At 51.7% G+C, this 19,432-nt stretch carries 18 protein-coding genes; 9 read left to right on the forward strand and 9 right to left on the reverse strand.

Features of this window, described 5'->3' with window-relative positions:
- Genes purB through E0F26_RS08865 form a run of 5 tightly spaced genes read right to left on the reverse strand, consistent with a single transcriptional unit; the run spans position 1 to position 4,290 of the window.
- On the reverse strand, positions 1 to 1,371 hold the full coding sequence (gene purB / locus E0F26_RS08845) for an adenylosuccinate lyase (protein ID WP_279241299.1): 1,371 nt from the start codon (positions 1,369 to 1,371) through the stop codon (positions 1 to 3).
- A 43-nt stretch (positions 1,372 to 1,414) separates the two neighbouring features.
- Positions 1,415 to 2,074 carry a high frequency lysogenization protein HflD gene (gene hflD, locus E0F26_RS08850; RefSeq protein WP_279241300.1) on the reverse strand — a complete coding sequence of 220 codons (660 nt, stop codon included), beginning with the start codon at positions 2,072 to 2,074 and terminating at the stop codon, positions 1,415 to 1,417.
- Positions 2,071 to 3,186, reverse strand: coding sequence for a tRNA 2-thiouridine(34) synthase MnmA (mnmA, locus tag E0F26_RS08855; protein WP_279241301.1), 1,116 nt, complete (start codon positions 3,184 to 3,186; stop codon positions 2,071 to 2,073). Before mnmA ends, hflD begins: the two co-directional genes overlap by 4 nt.
- Complete coding sequence (locus tag E0F26_RS08860; protein ID WP_279241302.1) at positions 3,183 to 3,635, reverse strand: NUDIX domain-containing protein; 453 nt, start codon at positions 3,633 to 3,635, stop codon at positions 3,183 to 3,185. Before E0F26_RS08860 ends, mnmA begins: the two co-directional genes overlap by 4 nt.
- A complete protein-coding gene (locus E0F26_RS08865; protein ID WP_279241303.1) occupies positions 3,625 to 4,290 on the reverse strand; it encodes a pseudouridine synthase in 666 nt (221 codons plus the stop codon). Before E0F26_RS08865 ends, E0F26_RS08860 begins: the two co-directional genes overlap by 11 nt.
- A 147-nt stretch (positions 4,291 to 4,437) precedes the next feature.
- Between E0F26_RS08865 and icd the strand changes: the two genes are divergently transcribed.
- From icd to infA, 4 genes are all read left to right on the forward strand, one after another.
- Positions 4,438 to 5,694, forward strand: a complete 1,257-nt coding sequence (gene icd / locus E0F26_RS08870) for an NADP-dependent isocitrate dehydrogenase (RefSeq protein WP_279241304.1) — start codon at positions 4,438 to 4,440, stop codon at positions 5,692 to 5,694.
- 328 nt (positions 5,695 to 6,022) lie between these two features.
- A complete protein-coding gene (gene clpS / locus E0F26_RS08875; RefSeq protein ID WP_279241305.1) occupies positions 6,023 to 6,385 on the forward strand; it encodes an ATP-dependent Clp protease adapter ClpS in 363 nt (120 codons plus the stop codon).
- Between the two features lie 3 nt (positions 6,386 to 6,388).
- Complete coding sequence (gene clpA / locus E0F26_RS08880; RefSeq protein ID WP_279241306.1) at positions 6,389 to 8,671, forward strand: ATP-dependent Clp protease ATP-binding subunit ClpA; 2,283 nt, start codon at positions 6,389 to 6,391, stop codon at positions 8,669 to 8,671.
- A gap of 89 nt (positions 8,672 to 8,760) precedes the next feature.
- Entirely contained in the window at positions 8,761 to 8,979 is a 219-nt protein-coding gene (gene infA, locus E0F26_RS08885; protein ID WP_007233846.1) for a translation initiation factor IF-1, read from the forward strand.
- Between the two features lie 2 nt (positions 8,980 to 8,981).
- On the opposite strand, the gene E0F26_RS08890 is transcribed toward infA, so the two are convergent.
- A complete protein-coding gene (locus E0F26_RS08890) occupies positions 8,982 to 9,752 on the reverse strand; it encodes an arginyltransferase (RefSeq protein ID WP_279241307.1) in 771 nt (256 codons plus the stop codon).
- Between the two features lie 370 nt (positions 9,753 to 10,122).
- On the opposite strand from E0F26_RS08890, the gene E0F26_RS08895 reads away from it, so the two are divergent.
- A complete protein-coding gene (locus E0F26_RS08895) occupies positions 10,123 to 10,776 on the forward strand; it encodes a hypothetical protein (RefSeq protein WP_279241308.1) in 654 nt (217 codons plus the stop codon).
- 43 nt (positions 10,777 to 10,819) lie between these two features.
- On the opposite strand, the gene aat is transcribed toward E0F26_RS08895, so the two are convergent.
- Positions 10,820 to 11,461 carry a leucyl/phenylalanyl-tRNA--protein transferase gene (gene aat / locus E0F26_RS08900; protein ID WP_279241309.1) on the reverse strand — a complete coding sequence of 214 codons (642 nt, stop codon included), beginning with the start codon at positions 11,459 to 11,461 and terminating at the stop codon, positions 10,820 to 10,822.
- Between the two features lie 14 nt (positions 11,462 to 11,475).
- The gene (gene trxB, locus E0F26_RS08905) at positions 11,476 to 12,423 is read right to left on the reverse strand and encodes a thioredoxin-disulfide reductase (protein ID WP_279241310.1); all 948 of its coding nucleotides are present in this window, start codon (positions 12,421 to 12,423) and stop codon (positions 11,476 to 11,478) included.
- Positions 12,424 to 12,612: 189 nt separating this feature from the next.
- Here trxB and E0F26_RS08910 point away from each other — a divergent pair, with 189 nt between their 5' ends.
- The 4 genes from E0F26_RS08910 to serS are packed head-to-tail and all read left to right on the forward strand — an operon-like array spanning position 12,613 to position 17,268.
- Positions 12,613 to 14,946, forward strand: a complete 2,334-nt coding sequence (locus E0F26_RS08910; protein WP_420887685.1) for a DNA translocase FtsK — start codon at positions 12,613 to 12,615, stop codon at positions 14,944 to 14,946.
- Positions 14,943 to 15,539: a LolA family protein gene (locus tag E0F26_RS08915; RefSeq protein ID WP_279241311.1), complete on the forward strand. Its 597-nt coding sequence runs from the start codon at positions 14,943 to 14,945 to the stop codon at positions 15,537 to 15,539. Before E0F26_RS08910 ends, E0F26_RS08915 begins: the two co-directional genes overlap by 4 nt.
- Positions 15,536 to 15,910: a fluoride efflux transporter FluC gene (locus E0F26_RS08920; protein ID WP_279241312.1), complete on the forward strand. Its 375-nt coding sequence runs from the start codon at positions 15,536 to 15,538 to the stop codon at positions 15,908 to 15,910. Before E0F26_RS08915 ends, E0F26_RS08920 begins: the two co-directional genes overlap by 4 nt.
- 59 nt (positions 15,911 to 15,969) lie before the next feature.
- Entirely contained in the window at positions 15,970 to 17,268 is a 1,299-nt protein-coding gene (gene serS / locus E0F26_RS08925) for a serine--tRNA ligase (RefSeq protein ID WP_279241313.1), read from the forward strand.
- A 40-nt stretch (positions 17,269 to 17,308) separates the two neighbouring features.
- Here serS and E0F26_RS08930 read toward each other — a convergent pair whose 3' ends face one another.
- Positions 17,309 to 19,405 (reverse strand): carboxy terminal-processing peptidase, encoded by a 2,097-nt coding sequence (locus E0F26_RS08930; protein WP_279241314.1) that lies wholly within the window; start codon positions 19,403 to 19,405, stop codon positions 17,309 to 17,311.
- Positions 19,406 to 19,432 lie beyond the last annotated feature (27 nt).

Below are 19,432 nucleotides of genomic sequence, written 5' to 3' on the forward strand. Positions count from 1 at the left end.
TTAGTCCAACCACTTTTGCGTCAATGTATCAGCCATACCGATGTAGGTAGCGGGCGTCAGCGCCCTGAGCTCCTCTATGACTGGTGCTGGTAGCTCGAGGGTGTCGATGAAGGCCTGGAGCAGCTCTTTGGTTATGGCTTGTCCTCTTGTGAGCGCTTTGAGCTTCTCATAGGGCTCTGGTATGCCATATCGCCGCATGACGGTTTGGATTGGCTCAGCCAGCACTTCCCAGCTGTTATCAAGATCAGCGGCGAGTTTTGCTGCGTTGACCTCGAGCTTACTAATGCCTTTTAACGTTGATGCATACGCTAAGAGCGAGTAGCCGAAGCCAACGCCCATGTTTCGCAGAACCGTACTATCCGTGAGATCACGCTGCCACCGACTTAACGGTAGCTTTTCAGCAAGGTGGGCGAGTATGGCATTGGCAAGTCCGAGATTCCCCTCAGAATTTTCAAAGTCTATGGGGTTAACTTTGTGCGGCATTGTCGAAGAACCAATTTCTCCGGCAATCGTTTTTTGCTTGAAGTACCCGAGTGAAATGTAGCTCCAAATATCACGATCAAAATCAATGATAATCGTGTTAAAGCGCATGATTGCCTGAAACATCTCCGCCATGTAGTCATGGGGTTCAATCTGCGTCGTCATTGGGTTCCAAGTGAGATTCAGCGATTCAACGAACTCTCTCGATATGCGCTCCCAGTCGAGCGAGGGGTAGGCGCTCATGTGGGCATTAAAATTGCCGACGGCACCATTAAATTTCCCCAACGGCTCGACCGATTCAACGGCCTCGAGTTGTCGTTTCAGTCTCACCGCAACATTGGCCATTTCTTTACCCAAGGTTGTGGGGCTGGCGGTTTGGCCATGGGTTCGACTGAGCATCGGTAGCGTCGCATGTTCTCTCGCGATCGCTTCGATTCCTGCGATTATCGCCCGCATTTCTCTCGCAATAACGGGAACACCATCCCTGAGCATTAGCGCATGAGACAGGTTATTGATGTCTTCGCTCGTGCACGCAAAGTGTACAAATTCGCTCGCCGCGGCAAGGCTGGGATCAGATGCAATCGCGTCCTTGAGATAATACTCAATCGCCTTCACGTCATGGTTCGTGGTCTTTTCAATATCCTTGACCTGCGCCGCACCGTCTACATCAAAGGCAGTCAGGACCGCTGATAACATGGATTCAGACTCAGCGCTGAACTGTGGAACTTCCGTGATTTCAGGGAGTGAAGACAGTGTTTGTAACCACTTAACCTCCACCTCCAATCGTCGAGCGATAAGTCCGTACTCGCTGAAAATAGTCCGTAGTGGGTCAAGTTTGTTAGCGTACCGCCCATCGAGTGGTGATAGGGCAGTGGCGGTTTGATAAGTCATATTAGGGCTCCGAGCATGCCCTAATAGTTTAACACGCGAGCGCCTAGTGAAGGGAGTCATTCCCCTCGACGGGTGAAAGCTCTCGGCTCAATGATTCAGCAGCAGTGACGAGCTGGCGGGTACGTAGAATAAAGTGGCGTTGACGTCCTCCTAATTGATGCCAAAGGTGCGCTGAGCGCAAGCCAGCCAGTAAAAGTGTTCGCACTAAATCGGAATTTTTGGTTTCTTGCAGGTGCTGCACGCTACCTTTTACTTTGATTCGGTAGGGTAAGTGACTGATCGTGTCCTGATAAATTGAGCTTATGCTCGCCGCCAACTCAACCGCGTCGTCGCTAAAGTGCTGCGCTTTGAAGTTTACGTGCCCTAGGCGTGTAGCAACGACCTCTTGCAGGTCAGCGCGTTTTCTAAACTGAGTCTCAAGCTTAAATAAGCCACGCAAATACAGGCCCATCGCGACATTATCTTCATTTGCCGCATCGGTGAGCATATCGACAATGCAGCGAAGCCCCAGTTTGACGCCTTGTATATTTCCAAAAACGGCCTCCGTCGAGGGCACATCGAATGCAAAAAGTGACCGCAACGAGGCTTCGAAAAAAGCGCTAGGGTAGGTGCCCGTTTTGGCAACTTGATCAACCATTCTCGCCGCCTGAGCAACGCCCGCTAAGGCGATGACTTGCTGTTCAATGTCCGACCGATCACTCACTGCCAATTCTCTCCCATGCGCGCGGAAACCTGTTCAATTACTCCTCCGCCAAGGCAGACCTCTCCCTCGTAAAGGACGAGCGATTGTCCGGGCGTTATGGCCCGTTGCGGTGTCGCAAACACAACCTCATACCCATCACTGGCTTTGCTGACAGTGCAAGCTTGATCGGCTTGACGGTATCTGACTTTAGCACTGCAGTTAAGCGGCATCTTAGGTTCCGACCCACTTACCCAAAAAAGCTCCGAGACGTGAAGACTGCAAGCGAATAGCGCCGGATTTTCGTTGCCCTGACAAACCCACAGCGTATTGCTTGGCACATCTTTATCAACGACGTACCAAGGGGCTTCTGTGGCGTTTTTTAATCCGCCAATACCCAGACCCTGACGCTGACCAATCGTGTGATACATCAGTCCTTGATGCTCTCCAATGACGTCGCCGTCCGTGCTTTTTATGGGGCCAGGGTTCTTCTTGAGGTATTGCGAGAGGAAGTCCGAAAAGCGGCGCTCCCCAATGAAACAAATACCCGTGCTGTCTTTTTTGGTGGCAGTACCAAATTCATGTTTTTTCGCTATTTCACGAACCTCTACCTTTTCCATTTCTCCGATTGGAAAGAGGGTGTCTGCCAGGGCTTCATGGTCTACCTGATGCAAGAAATAGCTTTGATCTTTGCTCTTGTCACGCCCTTTGATAAGCGTGGTTCTTTCTTGGCATATCCCTGTCTGTACATAATGACCGGTCGCGATTTTGTCTGCTCCAAGTGACTTGGCGAAGTCGAGAAAGGCTCTGAATTTGATCTCTTTATTACACAAAATGTCAGGGTTTGGTGTGCGGCCAGCGCTGTACTCCTTAAGGAAATGTTCAAAAACGTTGTCCCAGTACTCCGCGGCAAAATTTGCTGCGTGCAGACGTATTCCGAGGGCATCTGCCACGCTCTGCGCGTCAGCAAGGTCCTCTTTTGCCGTGCAGTATTCGGTTCCGTCGTCCTCGTCCCAGTTCTTCATGAACAGACCTTCGACCTGATAACCCTGCTCTTTAAGCAGCAAGGCGGAAACAGAGGAATCGACGCCGCCAGACATACCGACGATCACTTTAATAGCGTTGTTGTAATTCATAGGCTGCGAACGAGATTCAAAGACACGGCCTTATTCTCTAAATACTGATCGATGATGTCGAGCACTACTGGATGCCGAAGCGCGATTGTGGATTCTTGAATCTCGTGGCGTGTCAGCCAATGGGTGTCGATGATCTTTGCGTCTCGCTCGAAGCTTTCACTGTATTCGATGGGTGTGCCCACAAAGCTATGACGCAGGTAGCATACGCCATTTGCGCCATTCACAATGGTCACACCCAAATACCCAGTAAGCGCGATCTGCCAGCACGTCTCCTCAAGCGTTTCCCTCACGGCAGCCTCGAGCAGCGTTTCATTCGGCTCGAGATGTCCAGCAGGTTGATTAAGCACTCGCTTGCCCTGACTGTACTCTTCGACCAGAAGAAACTTGCCGTGGCGCTCTATTACCGTCGCAACGGTAGCGTGCGGGGTGAATCGGTCATCAGTCATCATGTGTGTTCTGCCTAGGCTTGCTATCACGGGTTGATCTTGTTCTTGCCCGTTTTGAAAAGCTACTCGGTTGGCGCTTACTCGTGTTATTCCCGCTTTGAGCTGTGATGGGTTCCACGTAGGTGTGCTCACCCGGCGCCAGGCCGTCGACGGAGTAGGGGCCTATGCTTTTTCGGATTAACCGCAACGTTGGAAAGCCCACCGCCGCGGTCATGCGTCGTACTTGACGGTTCCGCCCTTCACAAATGGAGAGCTCAATCCAGCTGTCAGGAACCGATGCACGGTAACGAATGGGTGGATTTCTATCCCAAATAGTCGGTATTTGCAAAAGTCTGCAGCGTGCCGGCAGGGTCGCCCCATCTTTGAGTAAGACGCCTTGCTCGAGTGCTCTGCACGCTTTAATAGTTGCCTTGCCCTCTACTTGCACCCAATAAGTTTTCCACTGTTTGTGTTTGGGATTGGCTAACTGATCCTGCAAAACCCCGTCATCAGTGAGGATCAGTAATCCCTCAGAGTCATAGTCAAGACGCCCAGCGGCTCTAAATTCAGGCGCAGTGAGGTAATCTGCAAGTGTTGCTCTGGGATTGTCAGGCCGATCACGGTCGGTGAACTGCGAGAGCACTTGAAAGGGTTTGTTTAACAATAACAGGCGATTCATCGCGTTAGTCTTTGGCAAAAAGTGGTAAACTTACGACATAAGAGGTGGATAACCGCCACACAATAAACGAATCGCTTGAGATGATTCAATCGGGGGCGAGCGACAGCTCAGCCAGCCAGTCAATCAAACAGAAAGGATCTGACTTTTATGGCCTATCAGCACATCAAGGTTCCTGCAGAGGGAACACCTATTACCGCGAATGAGGATCACAGCCTCAACGTACCGAATACACCGATTATCCCCTACATTGAAGGGGATGGTATTGGCATTGATATTAGCCCGGTCATGATCAAAGTGGTCGACGCGGCGGTTGAAAAAGCGTACGCCAAAGAAAAGAAAATCGCTTGGATGGAGATCTACACCGGTGAGAAAGCGGCTGAACTCTACGAGGGCGACTGGTTTCCACAAGAGACGTTAGACGCAATCAAGTCTTACCTTGTGGCGATTAAAGGCCCTCTGACCACACCGGTTGGTGGCGGCTTCAGATCGCTCAACGTGGCCTTACGACAAGAGCTCGATCTCTACACCTGTTTGCGACCTGTTCGTTGGTTCGAGGGTGTTCCCTCACCCGTGAAAGCGCCTGGCGATACCAACATGGTTATCTTCAGGGAGAATTCGGAAGACATCTACGCGGGTATCGAATACCAAGCGGATTCCGATGAGGCTAAAAAGGTGGTCGACTTTCTGATCAACGAGATGGGCGCGACTAAGATCCGGTTCCCACAAAATGTCGGTATTGGTATCAAACCCGTATCTGCAGAGGGCACTAAGCGATTAGTCAGAAAGTCCATTCAGTATGCCATTGATCAAGATCTGCCTTCGGTAACATTGGTCCATAAAGGCAATATTATGAAGTTCACCGAGGGTTCATTCCGCGATTGGGGATATGAACTGGCGATGGAAGAGTTCGGTGGAGAACTTCTTGATGGCGGCCCTTGGGTGAAGATCACCAATCCGAACACTGGCAAAGACATCATCATCAAAGACGTTATTGCTGACGCCATGTTGCAGCAGGTTTTGTTGCGTCCCCGAGAGTACAGTGTCATAGCGACCTTGAACCTCAATGGTGACTATCTCTCCGACGCATTGGCCGCGCAGGTGGGCGGTATTGGAATCGCGCCTGGCGCAAACTTGTCTGACGATATTGCCTTATTCGAGGCAACACACGGCACCGCGCCTAAATACACAGGTCAGGACAAGGTGAATCCCGGATCTTTAATTCTGTCGGCAGAAATGATGTTGCGGCATCTGGGATGGAATGAGGCCGCGGACCTCGTGATAGACGGTATGAATGGTGCTATCCAAGCTAAAACAGTGACCTATGATTTCGCACGTCTCACGGATAACGCGACAGAGGTTTCATGCTCTGCCTTTGGCGACGCCATTATTGACCACATGAACTGAGTTCAATGGCTAATGAGAGAGCCCGCAGTAGCGGGCTTTTTTTTGCCTCACGAAAAGCAGCTTCTACTGTTTCTTCTTTGAGACACTCTGATGTTTCGATCAAAAACAATGCGGCCTTTCATACCGTGGGAGCGGCAGAAAATCACCGTCGAATTAGAATCTTGACCGCTAATCACTGGGATAAGCGTTGTCGATGGTCTGCTGACGATCAGACTTGTCCCATTTGATATCAGATTAGTAGTGACAAAGTATCGACCAGAACACAGCGATTTACGTACTAGACTATACTGTGCAAACGCTGTTACACATGTGACCCATGATTTATCAAATGAACCGACTGTCTATTAATGCATCTGCGTCCTCTCCCGATCGTGATGATGAGGGCGATCTTGCGGTCGCGCCTGCCAAACCGAAAACCAAGCGGCCCCCGCTGTACAGAGTTGTGCTCCTCAACGACGACTACACGCCTATGGAGTTTGTCATTGAGGTGCTGGAGCACTTTTTTTCGATGAACCGTGAGAAGGCGACGCAGGTCATGCTGGCCGTGCACACCCAAGGAAAAGGCGTGTGTGGTATTTACACACGCGATGTCGCCGAAACTAAGGCAGAGCTTGTCAATCAAGCAGCTAGAGACAACGGCCACCCGCTCTTATGCGAGGTAGAGCCCTCACAAGATGATGAAGGAGAATGAACAGTGCTGAGTAAAGATCTTGAGCGGGCTTTAAATGAGTCTTTTAAGCAGGCCAGGGCCCAGAGGCACGAATTCATAACGGTAGAGCATCTGTTGCTCGCACTGCTCGATGACCCTGCGGCATTGAAGGTGCTATCGGCTTGTAGCGCTAATGTGGACGGGCTACGCGGCGATCTGGTCGAGTTTATCGATGCGACAACCCCGATGGTCTCGGGCGATGAGGAGGTGGATACACAGCCGACGCTCGGATTTCAGAGGGTCCTGCAACGCGCTGTATTCCATGTACAAAGTTCTGGCAAAGCCGAAGTAACAGGTGCCAATGTTCTGGTCGCTATATTTTCCGAGCAGGAGAGCCAAGCCGTCTATTTCCTGAAAACCCAAGATATTTCGCGGCTTGATATTGTTAATTTTATTACGCACGGAGTGAGCAAATCAGAGGACGAGGAAGAGGGCGCCGATGACGAGTTTCCGACCAGCGCAGGCACGAATGAGGGCGCCGATGAAGAGGAAAGCCCACTTGATAAATACGCAACAAATCTCAACGAAGAGGCCATTCAGGGGCAGATAGACCCGCTGATCGGCCGCCTTGACGAGGTGGAGCGCGTCGCACAAATTTTGGCGCGTCGTCGGAAAAATAATCCCTTGCTTGTGGGCGAGTCAGGCGTTGGAAAAACGGCTATTGCCGAAGGTCTGGCGAAGCTCATCGTAGACGGTCAGGTGCCCGATACATTAAAGACTGCAGAGGTTTTCTCGCTTGACCTTGGCGCACTGCTCGCTGGTACTAAGTATCGAGGTGATTTTGAAAAGCGCTTTAAGGGTGTTCTGGCTGACTTGAAGCGTCGCGATGGGTCGATCCTCTTCATCGACGAGATCCACACTATTATTGGTGCGGGCGCCGCATCCGGTGGCGTGATGGACGCAAGCAATTTGTTAAAACCCCTGCTGAGTTCGGGCAAGCTACGGTGTATTGGCTCTACGACCTATGCGGAGTACCGAGGTATTTTCGATAAGGACAAAGCCTTGAGCCGGCGCTTCCAAAAGGTCGATGTACTCGAGCCATCGGTAGATGACGCCTATAAGATTTTGAAAGGGTTGAAATCGCGTTTTGAAGAGCATCATGGCCTTCGTTACACCGATAAAGCGCTTCGAACGGCAACCGAGATGGCAGCACGGTATATTACCGACCGATTCCTGCCGGACAAGGCGATTGATGTGATTGACGAGGCGGGCGCTTTCCAGCAGCTCCAGCCGGTGAGCAAGCGAAAGAAGGTAGTGGGACCAGGCGATATCGAGGCAGTGATCGCGAAGATTGCGCGAATTCCACCTAAAACAGTCAACAGTGATGATAAAGAGCTCCTTGAGAAGCTGGAGTCCAATCTTTCTTTGGTTGTGTTTGGTCAAAACAAGGCCGTAAGCCAGCTAGTAAGCTCGATTAAGTTAGCGCGAGCCGGGTTACGCTCTGGTGATAAACCTATCGGTAGCTTCCTGCTTGCCGGCCCCACAGGTGTGGGAAAGACGGAGGTGACCAAGCAGCTCGCAATGCAGCTGGGACTTGAGTTGTTGCGCTTCGATATGTCGGAGTACATGGAACGACACACCGTGTCACGTCTTATTGGGGCTCCGCCTGGCTATGTCGGCTACGATCAGGGTGGGTTATTGACCGATGCGGTCACGAAGCATCCTCACTCGGTCGTTCTATTGGACGAAATCGAAAAAGCCCATCCAGAGGTCTTCAATTTACTGCTCCAAGTCATGGACCACGGAACGCTGACAGACAACAACGGCCGAAAAGCCGATTTCCGTAACGTCATTGTTGTGATGACCACGAATGCGGGTGCAGAAAGCATAGCGAAACGTTCTATCGGCTTCTCTACGCAAGATAACAGCACCGACGCGATGGAGGCGATCAACAAGCTGTTTACACCGGAGTTCCGGAACCGCCTTGATGCGATAGTGCCCTTTGAGCCACTGGATCAGGACGTCATTCTTACGGTAGTTGATAAATTCCTAACCTCGCTTCAGACCCAGCTAGACGAAAAGCGTGTTCAGTTACACGTAGATGAGAGTGCCCGTGAGTGGCTGGTTGAGGAAGGGTATGATCGAAACATGGGCGCCCGTCCCATGGAGCGGGTAATTCAGGAGCACATTAAAAAGCCTCTGGCGGATATGGTCCTCTTCGGGGAGCTGTCAAAAGGGGGCATTGCTCAAGTGAGTGTCAATGCTGAGGGGGATGGTCTGTCGGTATCGGCCGTTGTCGAGATCTCCGAGGAAGCAGTTCCAGCGTAAGAAATTACGCGTAATGCCAGCAACTGATGGTTTTCCCAACGCGCACTTTGAGATAGAGTGCGCGCCATCAGTTCAATTAGGTAGGTTTAATGGCTAAAGAAGATCAAATCGAAATGGAAGGGGAGATTATCGACACACTCCCTAACACCACGTTCCGCGTACGCCTGGAGAACGGACATGTCGTTACAGCGCACATCTCAGGAAAGATGCGCAAGAACTACATCCGGATTTTGACTGGGGACAAAGTGCGTGTTGAGGTGACCCCATACGATTTGACCAAAGGCCGAATTACTTATCGCGAGCGGTAAGCTCAGAGATCGGACGGTAATGTAACGACAGGAATGGGTGACAAATCACTCGGTTTGTCACCTGTATCCCCGTACCACCTTCCTTGTATGAGCATCTCTAGCGGTTGAAAGCGCGTCTTGTAGCTCATTTTTTGGCAGTTTTCTATCCAGTAGCCGAGGTAGATGTAAGGCATACCACGCTTTTTCGCATGCGAGATTTGCAGCAACACGGCGTACGTGCCCAAGCTTCGCTTTTCTAAGTTTGGGTCATAGAAGGTGTAAATCGCCGCGAAGCCATCGAGCATCTCGTCAGACACGGCAACACAAACGAGCGTGTTGTTTTCATACAACTTAAAGTAGCGCGTCGAGCCGAGACTGTTATTCAAAAATGACTCGTACTGCTCCCTGTCGGGTGGGTACATGTCACCGTCAGCGTGTTTCCCCGTAATGTAGCGTTCATAAAGGGCGTAGGCCTCGTCGTCCCCACTTACCGAGTCGGTGATTTCGAGCCGTAAGTCTCCGTTGGCATTAATGACCCGACGTTGACTTTTACTGGGCTTAAAGCCACTGGTAACAACGCGGGCAGCAACACAGGCGCTACAGTTATTACAGTGGGGCCGGTATATATGATCGCCGCTACGTCTAAAGCCCATGAGGGAAAGCTCTGTGTACAGCTCGGGACTGATCGTCTGGCGGGGATCCACAAATAAAGTCGTTGCCTCCTTCTCGGGGAGGTAAGAGCACCGATGTGGGAAGGTGGTAAAGACCTTAATTTCCCGGAGATTCGCCGTCACTGCATTGCTCGCGTCTGTTCTTGTATCCGAGCGCCCAACATAACGCCCTCTCAATAACGCCTAGTGTAGTGACATAACCACTCCCGGCAAAGACGCCAGTGCTTATTTTCACACTCGAGGTGAGTCATAGTCACGACGCATGCAGCACCCCGGCTAGCGTCTCAAGCTTCCTCGGGTGGCTTAACAACCCTTATTTTGCGATCATTCAAACGATAATGACTCCGTCGGTAAAAGCTTTTTCACCCGGTTAAATGTGAGACGGCCCGCGGATGAAGCAACGCTGACGTTGCGCTAACGCTGAACGTTAAAAACCCATCGAGAAACGAAATGGCTTTGAACCGGTGTTCTGAGCAACTAAACGAGGTCTCCCATGAGCCAAAGTAAGTACTTCACGTATTACGGTTATGTCGCCGTTGGCCTGGCTTTGCTGAGTGCAATTGTCCTTGGGTTTCGAGAATCGGTCGAACATATCCTGCTGACCGAGTCCGGCCTTATTGAGCGTGCATCAGCCTTTGGCTACTTCGCCTGCGCCGCCTTTATGCTTGCTCGAGGAGGGCAGCAGTTTCTTCGTTACCGGGCTTATTTCGCTGTATTAGTGACCCTTTTTGGCTGTCGCGAGCTTGATTTTGATAAGGCTTTTACGACCATAGGTATTCTAAAATCGCGCTTTTTCATCAGCCCAGATGTCCCAGCGGGTGAGAAACTTGCTGGGTTAATCGTCGTGACAATATTGATCTGGTCTGTCTACATGATCCTATCTCGGCACTTCACGGGATTCCTCTCGGGTTTAAAGCAAAAGACACCCGAAGCCGTTGGGGTTGCAATTGTGTTCTTCTTACTCGCTTTTTCTAAGTCGATAGACGGTCTTCCTCGCAAATTGCAGCCACTGGGTATCGACGTCGCTCCCGAGATTGGTGCGTTCCTTGGGGCACTGGAGGAGGTGCTCGAGCTCGGCATACCTATTTACATTGCCCTTGTGACGCATGCTTGGTTCAAGCGCGAGGTGAGGTCGGGACAAGACTGAGTGAATCGCTGGGTTTATCAATGACCCTTGTTGGACTTGAGTGTTATTCAAAAGGCCCTAAGTGGTCCCGGAGCAGTCCTTCAAACTTCGTTCTCGAAATAAGCGTCATGCCCAGTGACTCTAGGTGCGCATTCGGCATTTGACAGTCTATGAGCTCGAGGTCAGGGAAGGGCGCTTTTGAGCAAAGGTAGTGAAGTGCCACCTTCGATGCATTGGCGCGCCGCGAGAACATGGACTCGCCAAAGAATACCCGCCCAAGCACGACGCCGTAGAGGCCACCAACGAGCTCATCGCCATCGAAGACTTCAATACTTTGCGCATAACCCAAAAGATGAAGTTGAGAATAAGCGGTTGCAATATCGCTGCTTATCCATGTCGCTGATCGCTCCTCAGTAAGGTCCGCACAGGCTGACACAACCTCATCGAAGCAGCGATTAACGGATACTTCCCAATTGCACTTCGAAAGAAATCTACGCAGCGATCGCGATACATGGAGCTCATCTGGGAACAGCACGGCGCGAGGATCTGGCGTCCACCATAGAATAGGCTCTCCCTCTTCATACCAAGGAAATATGCCTCGCTGATAAGCGTGTAACAGCCGCTCAGCGCTTAGGTCGCCGCCTACGGCTAAAAGACCGTTAGGGTCTTTTAGCGCATTTTCAGTAGGCGGAAACGGCTCGATCATATCGAGAGGGGCCGCTACTGTGCGTCGAGATACTTTTCAGCGTCCAACGCTGCCATACAGCCAAAGCCTGCAGAGGTGATCGCTTGTCGGTATACATGATCGGAAACATCGCCTGCCGCAAACACGCCCTCTACCGAGGTAAGCGTGGCGTTCCCGTCCAATCCCGAGAGGGTTTTAATGTAACCGTCATTCATGTCCAGCTGCCCCACGAACATATCCGTGTTGGGTTTGTGGCCTATAGCAATAAAAACACCATCAACCTTAAGTTCCGCTGACGGCTCACCCTTAGCTGAGGCCAATCGAACCCCCGTAACGCCACTCTCATCTCCAAGCACCTCTTCTAGCTGTCGGTGCCAATTAAGCGTTACGCGCCCCTCTTCGGCTCGAGAGAAGAGGCGATCTTGAAGTACTTTTTCTGCTCTTAACTCATCGCGACGGTGGACGAGGTGTACCTTACTGCACAAATTGGACAGGTAAAGCGCTTCCTCTACCGCGGTGTTACCCCCGCCAACGACAACCACTTCTTTATTTCGGTAGAAGAAGCCATCGCAAGTGGCACAGGCACTAACACCTTTGCCCATAAAGGCGCTTTCGCTGGGCAGCCCCAAGTATTGTGCCGACGCCCCTGTCGCAATAATCAGCGAATCACAGGTATAAGAATGTGTTCCAGACAATGTGAAAGGACGCTGAGCAAGATCCACGCTTTCGATATGGTCAAAAACAATAGCGGCCTCATAGCGTTCAACATGCTCTTGCATTTGTTGCATCAACGCGGGCCCCTGAAGTCCCTCAGGACCACCTGGCCAATTCTCAACCTCCGTTGTGGTTGTGAGTTGTCCTCCCTGCTGCATACCCGTTATGACAATAGGGTTGAGGTTCGCTCTCGCCGCGTAAACAGCGGCGGTGTAGCCGGCGGGGCCAGAGCCCAAAATAATTAAACGGTGGTGATTCGATGTACTCATTCTCAAGGATTTTCCATGGTCAAAAAATGCGAGGGCAGAGCCTACCGCATTACAGGCGCCAGCGAAATATTATTCCATTGCTCGAGGTTTTCAATGCGACTTCAAGTGATTGATTAATAATGTTAATTTTCAAAAAATAGCCGAAATATCTTTATGGTATGATGCCGCAAACCACTGGGGGATTCAGAATTGCCTACTAAGAACACTCCTTCCAAGGTGCCACAAGGGGACACTGAAGCGAGCGTGCCGGGTGCTATGGCGAGCGTAGGCTTCATTGCCGGTCTTGCGGGCGCCTCTTTTGCGCTGGTTAGTCTGTTGACATTCAGTACGTCTGACCCCAGCTGGAGTTCAAGCGGGGCGGGTGACGTTCTCAGTAACCAAGGCGGCGTCGTTGGGGCCTATTTTTCCGATATGGTCTACTCGCTGGTCGGGTTTCTGGCGCTTGGCGTCCCGTTGCTTCTTTTACTATTGTCATACAGGTCGATTCGTCCGGTCGTGAGCCGTGGCGTTACCTCCACAGATCGTGTCATCTCGAGCTTTGGGTGGGTTACATTCCTGGCTGCCAGTGCCGGTCTAATCCAGATAGTCGTACCTCAGGAAGCGTTTCTGCCACAGGGGACCGGGGGGATTATCGGTTATGGTGTCGCTTCTTGGTTCACAGCCGCATTCTCTGACTTTGGAGCGAGGTTGCTTCTGAGTTTTTGCGTGTTGCTGGGTGGCACCCTAGCATTTGATATTGACTGGATGCGCGTCGCAGAGAAGTTGGGTAGCGTAACGATAAACACAATGAACACCCTGAGATCACGTATCGATGATTTCAATGACCGTCGGAAGTTACGGACGGAAAAGGCGAAGCGAAGTGTGCAAATCGCAGCGCATGTAGAAAAGGAAAAGCTGCGTACACCGCCAAAAATCAAAGCACCTAAGCTTCTTGAAAATGTCGGCAAGAAAGCCGAGCGGGAAAAACAAAAGCCCCTTTTTGAGTCCGCTGAGCTCACCCCCATGCCGCCCTTGGCGCTGCTCGATGCACCCACACAAACGGGTCCCAGAGGCTACTCAACGTCAGAGTTGGAGTCTTTATCGCGACTCCTTGAGATAAAGCTCGCCGACTTTGGTATTACGGCCGAAGTTGTATCGGTTTATCCCGGCCCTGTAGTTACGCGCTTTGAGATACAACCTGCCGCTGGAGTGAAGGTCAGTCGGATTTCCAATCTGGCTAAGGACTTAGCGAGATCCCTAGCCGTGAATTCGGTCCGGGTCGTTGAAGTGATCCATGGGAAGAGTGTCGTCGGCATTGAAATTCCGAATGCAGATCGGCAGACCGTTAATTTCCGAGACGTCTTAAGCTCTGCTGAGTTTGATGATGCTAAATCGCCGCTTACCATAGCCCTAGGACACGATATTGCGGGAACACCCATCGTCGCGGACTTGGGCAAGATGCCGCACGTTTTAGTTGCGGGTACCACGGGGTCGGGTAAGTCGGTCGGCGTGAACTGCATGTTGGTAAGTCTGTTATACAAGGCCACACCCGATGATGTGCGATTAATCCTTGTCGATCCTAAAATGCTCGAACTCTCGGTCTACGATGGTATTCCGCACCTTCTTACCCCGGTAATCACTGACATGAAGGACGCAGCGAATGGCTTGCGATGGTGCGTCGCCGAAATGGAGCGTCGCTACAAGCTCATGTCGTTGCTCGGGGTTCGTAACCTTGCCGGATACAACCGAAAGGTGAGAGATGCGGAAAAAGCAGGAACCCCGATTGACGATCCACTGTGGACTCCCGACCCCGTGCTCGAATTAACCGGTGAAGAGCAAGTGGCTCCCGCGCTAGAAACCTTGCCAAGCATCGTGGTGGTGATAGACGAATTTGCTGACATGATGATGATCGTGGGCAAAAAGGTAGAAGAATTAATTGCACGGATCGCCCAGAAGGCGAGAGCAGCAGGCATTCACCTGGTTCTGGCCACGCAGAGGCCATCGGTGGACGTCATCACGGGTCTCATCAAGGCAAACATACCCTCGCGGGTGGCATTTTCGGTTTCCTCAAAAATAGATTCCCGCACAATTCTCGATCAAGGTGGTGCGGAGCAGTTACTTGGCTATGGCGATATGCTTTATTTGCCGTCTGGCTCAAGTACGCCCACCCGTGTTCATGGCGCATTTTGCTCGGATGACGAGGTGCATAGGGTCGTGGCCGATTGGCGCCGCCGTGGCACACCTGAGTTCATAGAAGGATTGCTCGATGAGGGAGGCCAAACACCGGTAACTGCCCAAGAATTGCAGTCTGCTGCCTCATCCGATGACGATCCGGAGAGCGATGCACTCTACGATGAGGCGGTGCACTACGTGTGTAGCAGTCGCCGCGCCTCAATCTCGTCAGTTCAGCGCAAACTCCGAATTGGTTACAACCGTGCCGCGAGACTTATTGAGACCATGGAGGCGACGGGGGTCGTTTCCGCCATGGGTAGTAATGGGCAGCGTGAGGTTCTCGCTCCGCCACCGCCAGGGGGTGATGATTGATCCGCAACATGCTGGGCCTTCTGTTGCTGATCACGTCACTGTTTGCGCAATCAGAGGAGATGACACCCTGGCCCTTTGACGGTTTAGAGGGTGTGTCGGGAACGTTTACTAGCGAGACTCAGGGACCGTCCGGTGACACGCTGAGAAGCTCGGGTCGATTTTCAAGTCTCAAACCCGATCATTATTTATGGGATATACAAACCCCGGATAGCCAAATGTTGGTGGTGAACTCTACCGGATTTTGGCAGGTTGATCGGGATTTGGATGTCGTTATTCTTCGTGATGTACCCAGTTCAGCACAGCTGCCACTTTCTAAAATTTGGCTTGATGAGGCCGAACTCACTGCCTTCTCTAAAGAGGTGACCGAGGGTTCTATGGAGGCCATCAGCGCCTTTGAACTGCGCGTCGTGAGTCCAACGTTTTTGGAAATGCGCCTCGCTGACCCGCTCGGGCGTGAGACGCTTTTTCAGCTAACGATCGAGTCTACGGTTGCCCCCACACGTGAGGCGTTTGACGTTCGAGTGCCCGCTAATGTGGACTTTTTTGACGAGCGCAGCATCAAACCCACGTCAAACGCCGAGGCATTCAAATGATCGCTTTCTATATCGCGTTGGGTGGCGCCATGGGTGCGTTGGCACGATTTGGTGTCCATCAATGGATGCTCGCCAGCGGCGTCGGTGCATTCGGTTTGTCCACGCTAACCGTGAATGTTGTAGGTTCACTTGCTATCGGTTGCTGTTTCATTGCTTTCGAACGCTTAAATGTCTCAGAAGCGGTCAGATTGGGGTTGATGGTCGGTTTTTTAGGTGCGTTCACGACCTTTTCAACCTTTTCGCTAGAGCTTCTTACCGAGCTTCAAGCTGGTAATTATGTCAGGCCGGGTATTTATGCGGTGTCTTCCGTTCTGTTGTGTCTGTTCGGTTGCTATGTTGGTTTTACCGTTACGCGCGCAATCATCGACTAATCCATTTTTGACGGTAAACTACCGGCCCTAATGCACTCTAGGTTAAATCCCATTTACTCATGCTAGATCTGAAACTCGTCCGCAAAGACCCACAAGCCGTCGCTAATGCCCTGGAAAAGAAACACCACAGTTTCCCGGTGTCGCGTTTCATTACGCTCGACGCTGAGCGCAAGGAGGCCGATATTCGGTCCCAGGAACTATTAGCCGAGCGAAAGAAGGCCTCTAAGCAAATTGGCGCATTAATCGCGTCCGGCAAATCGGTGGACGACGCGAAGGCAGAGGTCAACGAAGTACTTAATCGTCTCTCTGACGAGCTTGATCAGGCGGTAGCGCAAGCAAAGGAAATTCAGACAGCACTTGATGACTTGATGATGCAAACCCCAAACCTTCCTGATGGGGCCGTGCCCGAAGGGCGAGATGAGGACGATAATGAGGAGATTTTAAAGTGGGGCACACCGGCTGAGCTGTCTTTTACTCCCAAGGACCACGCCGATCTTGGTGAAGCCTTAGGTCAACTCGATTTTGAGCTGGCAGGCAAGATTACCGGTAGCCGCTTTAGCGTTATGCAGGGCGGATTAGCGCGACTACAACGTGCGTTGACCCAGTTCATGCTGGATACACACACGCAAACACACGGCTACACAGAGGTTTATGTGCCGTTTATTGTCAATTCTGACTCGCTATATGGTACGGGCCAGCTACCGAAGTTCGCCGAGGATTCCTTCAAGCTTGAAGGGGATTCCGATTATTATCTAATACCAACCGCCGAAGTGCCTGTCACCAACATGCTGAGAGACCGTATCGTTGAAGATGCGGAGTTGGGGGAGGGCGGACTTCGCTTCACAGCACATACGCCGTGTTTCCGGAGCGAGGCGGGGAGTTACGGGAGAGATACACGCGGGTTGATTCGCCAGCATCAATTTGAAAAAGTTGAGTTGGTGCAAGCCGTTCGACCCGAACAGTCTGACGAGGCCCTGGAAGCCCTTACCGGTCATGCGGAAGCGATCTTACAGGCTCTGGAGCTTCCTTATCGTAAGGTGCGACTGTGCGGTGGCGATCTGGGATTCAGTGCAGCCCTTACCTACGATCTAGAAGTGTGGTTGCCCGGTCAGAGTGCATACCGTGAGATATCAAGTTGTTCGAATTTTAGAGACTACCAAGCAAGAAGAATGCAAGCACGATGGCGAAACCCCACGACGGGCAAGCCTGAGCTCCTTCATACCCTGAACGGTTCCGGTTTGGCAGTGGGTAGGACGCTGGTGGCGGTGGTTGAGAACGGACAACAAGCTGACGGCTCCATTGTCCTTCCCGCGGCAATTGCGGCCTACATGGGCACCGATATCATTACCCCACGTTAATAAGCAGATTTCGCTTTACACAGCAGTTTAGGCTGGGCTTTTAGCGAACACTCGCCCTAGCCATCACAGGTCCCGAAAGGTTGATGGCATCGACAAGAATGCGTGCTGTTTCGGTGATCAATGCATCTTCATCATCGATACTTGCGGACTCTTCATCAGATTCAGACTCCGAGCCCGGATCCAAGGTATCTTCAGCTGTGTCGAACATCTCATCAAGCGATAGCAGGGCGTCCATCCCCTTCGCTTGCCTTCTTGTATTTTCGATGGCGAGGTACTGAGCTTCTTGATCTTCACGCTGCGCTACTCGCGCTTGCTGGTTCAGCGGCAATTGCTCGGTCCCATTGATGTCTTCGGCTAACGCTTTCTGATCCCAAATGTACTGAAAATCCGCATTAGCGTTTGCCCGCTCGGTGTGGTTCGCAAGCAATGTCGGCAAAATAGCGTCAATGGCACCATAATTTTTGTGGCGAACGGGCGCTATACGATCCCAGTCAAGGGCCTTCTCCAGTGAGCTTTCACCGATTTCGTCGTGCTGAAGCAGGGAAGGGTAGCTAATGTCAGGAATAACACCCCTGTGCTGCGTACTCTCGCCTGAGATTCGGTAGAACTTGCTCTCGGTAATCTTAAGCTGACCCTCGGGCAGATCGAGCAACGTCTGCACAGTGCCTTTGCCAAAACTCCGATCACCAACAATTATGGCGCGTCCGTAGTCCTGTAGGGCGGCAGCAAAAATCTCAGAGGCAGAGGCGCTCAAGCGATCGATCATGACCGCCACGGGGCCCTCGTAAAAGGGGCCTCTACGGCGTTTTCCGTCACGCCACACTCGTGAGCCAGTGCCCTTAATTTGCACTGTAGGGCCGTATTCGATGAAAAGACCTGTCAACTCATTGGCCTCTCTTAGCGATCCACCACCATTGCCCCTCAAGTCGATTACCAATCCGTCGACTCCCGCTTCATTCAGTTCAGCAACGAGCTTACCTACGTCCCGTGTGGTCGACCGAAACTCAGGATCTCCTTTTCTGTACGCGTCAAAGTCGAGGTAAAAAGCCGGTACGTCTATAACACCTATTTTTCTAGGTGAGCCGTCTAAATCATTGATTTCTATTATTTTTGACTGAGCAGCCTGCTCTTCCAAGCGGACTTCGTTGCGTGTAATAACCAGCCGACGAACCTCGTCCGCACGACCGGCCGCAGGAATAACATCAAGGCGGACCACCGTGCCTTTTTTTCCTCGCACCAAATCAACAACGTCATCCAAGCGCCACCCAATGACATCCGTGATGGGGCCGTCGTCACCTTGCCCGACACCAATAATAAGCTCAGCAGCCGCAAGGTCGCTTTGCTGGTCGGCTGGACCAGCAGGGACGACCCTAACAACTTTGACGTATTCGTCCTCGTTCTGAAGCACAGCGCCAATTCCTTCAAGACTCAAACGCATGTCAATATCGAAGTTTTCGGCGCGACGTGGCGAAAAATAACTGGTGTGAGGGTCAAATTGAGAGGTGAGGGCGTTCGCGTATACCGCAAAGACGTCCTGCGCATTGTATTGCTCTAGGCGCTTTAGCTGGTTTTCGTAGCGTTTTTTAAGCGTCGGTGCGATCTCATCCTCAGCTTTATCCGCCATTTTAAGGCTCAGCACCTGGTTCTTTAACCGTTTTCGCCAGCGTTCAGAAAGCTCGGCGGAGGAGGTTGCCCACTCACGCTCGGTGGGATCGCGTTCAATAAACTCCTCTTTGTCGTAGTCAAAGCGCTGAGCAACGTCATCCATGTCGTCAATTATGTTGCGTAGCTGCGCGGAGGCAATCGATCGATACCGGTCATAAACCTCGATAGCAGGGTATAACTCACCTTTGCGACCTAGGTCATCAAGCGTAGTCTGATATTCAGAGAACGCATCTACGTCAGATTGTGTGAAATACAAATGTGAAGGATCAAGCCGCTCCAAGTAGGTCTGCAGGTGCGCCTGTGCCATTTTGTCGTTGTAGCGTTTATCAACGAAATGCGTGTCTTCGAGCTCTGTAATGAGTGCACGAAGCGTCCATTTCTGTTCACGGGTGGTTTCTAGCTCTGCATATGCGAGTGGAGCGCTGAGCGCGAATACACAAACGATATGAGTGAGGAGTTGCTTGTATCGCATCGAAAAAGCTTCCATAAAAGTAAAAAC

Source organism: Candidatus Paraluminiphilus aquimaris, from assembly GCF_026230195.1.
Taxonomy (GTDB): Bacteria; Pseudomonadota; Gammaproteobacteria; order Pseudomonadales; family Halieaceae; genus Luminiphilus; species Luminiphilus aquimaris.

Excerpts from the sequence above, each read along its gene's own strand:
- clpS (WP_279241305.1), top strand. The coding sequence starts at position 6,023 with ATGAACCGACTGTCTATTAATGCATCTGCGTCCTCTCCCGATCGTGAT.
- E0F26_RS08930 (WP_279241314.1), bottom strand. The coding sequence starts at position 19,405 with ATGCGATACAAGCAACTCCTCACTCATATCGTTTGTGTATTCGCGCTC.
- mnmA (WP_279241301.1), bottom strand. The coding sequence starts at position 3,186 with ATGAATTACAACAACGCTATTAAAGTGATCGTCGGTATGTCTGGCGGC.
- icd (WP_279241304.1), top strand. The coding sequence starts at position 4,438 with ATGGCCTATCAGCACATCAAGGTTCCTGCAGAGGGAACACCTATTACC.
- aat (WP_279241309.1), bottom strand. The coding sequence starts at position 11,461 with ATGATCGAGCCGTTTCCGCCTACTGAAAATGCGCTAAAAGACCCTAAC.
- E0F26_RS08860 (WP_279241302.1), bottom strand. The coding sequence starts at position 3,635 with ATGATGACTGATGACCGATTCACCCCGCACGCTACCGTTGCGACGGTA.
- serS (WP_279241313.1), top strand. The coding sequence starts at position 15,970 with ATGCTAGATCTGAAACTCGTCCGCAAAGACCCACAAGCCGTCGCTAAT.
- infA (WP_007233846.1), top strand. The coding sequence starts at position 8,761 with ATGGCTAAAGAAGATCAAATCGAAATGGAAGGGGAGATTATCGACACA.
- E0F26_RS08920 (WP_279241312.1), top strand. The coding sequence starts at position 15,536 with ATGATCGCTTTCTATATCGCGTTGGGTGGCGCCATGGGTGCGTTGGCA.
- trxB (WP_279241310.1), bottom strand. The coding sequence starts at position 12,423 with ATGAGTACATCGAATCACCACCGTTTAATTATTTTGGGCTCTGGCCCC.
- E0F26_RS08865 (WP_279241303.1), bottom strand. The coding sequence starts at position 4,290 with ATGAATCGCCTGTTATTGTTAAACAAACCCTTTCAAGTGCTCTCGCAG.
- purB (WP_279241299.1), bottom strand. The coding sequence starts at position 1,371 with ATGACTTATCAAACCGCCACTGCCCTATCACCACTCGATGGGCGGTAC.
- E0F26_RS08895 (WP_279241308.1), top strand. The coding sequence starts at position 10,123 with ATGAGCCAAAGTAAGTACTTCACGTATTACGGTTATGTCGCCGTTGGC.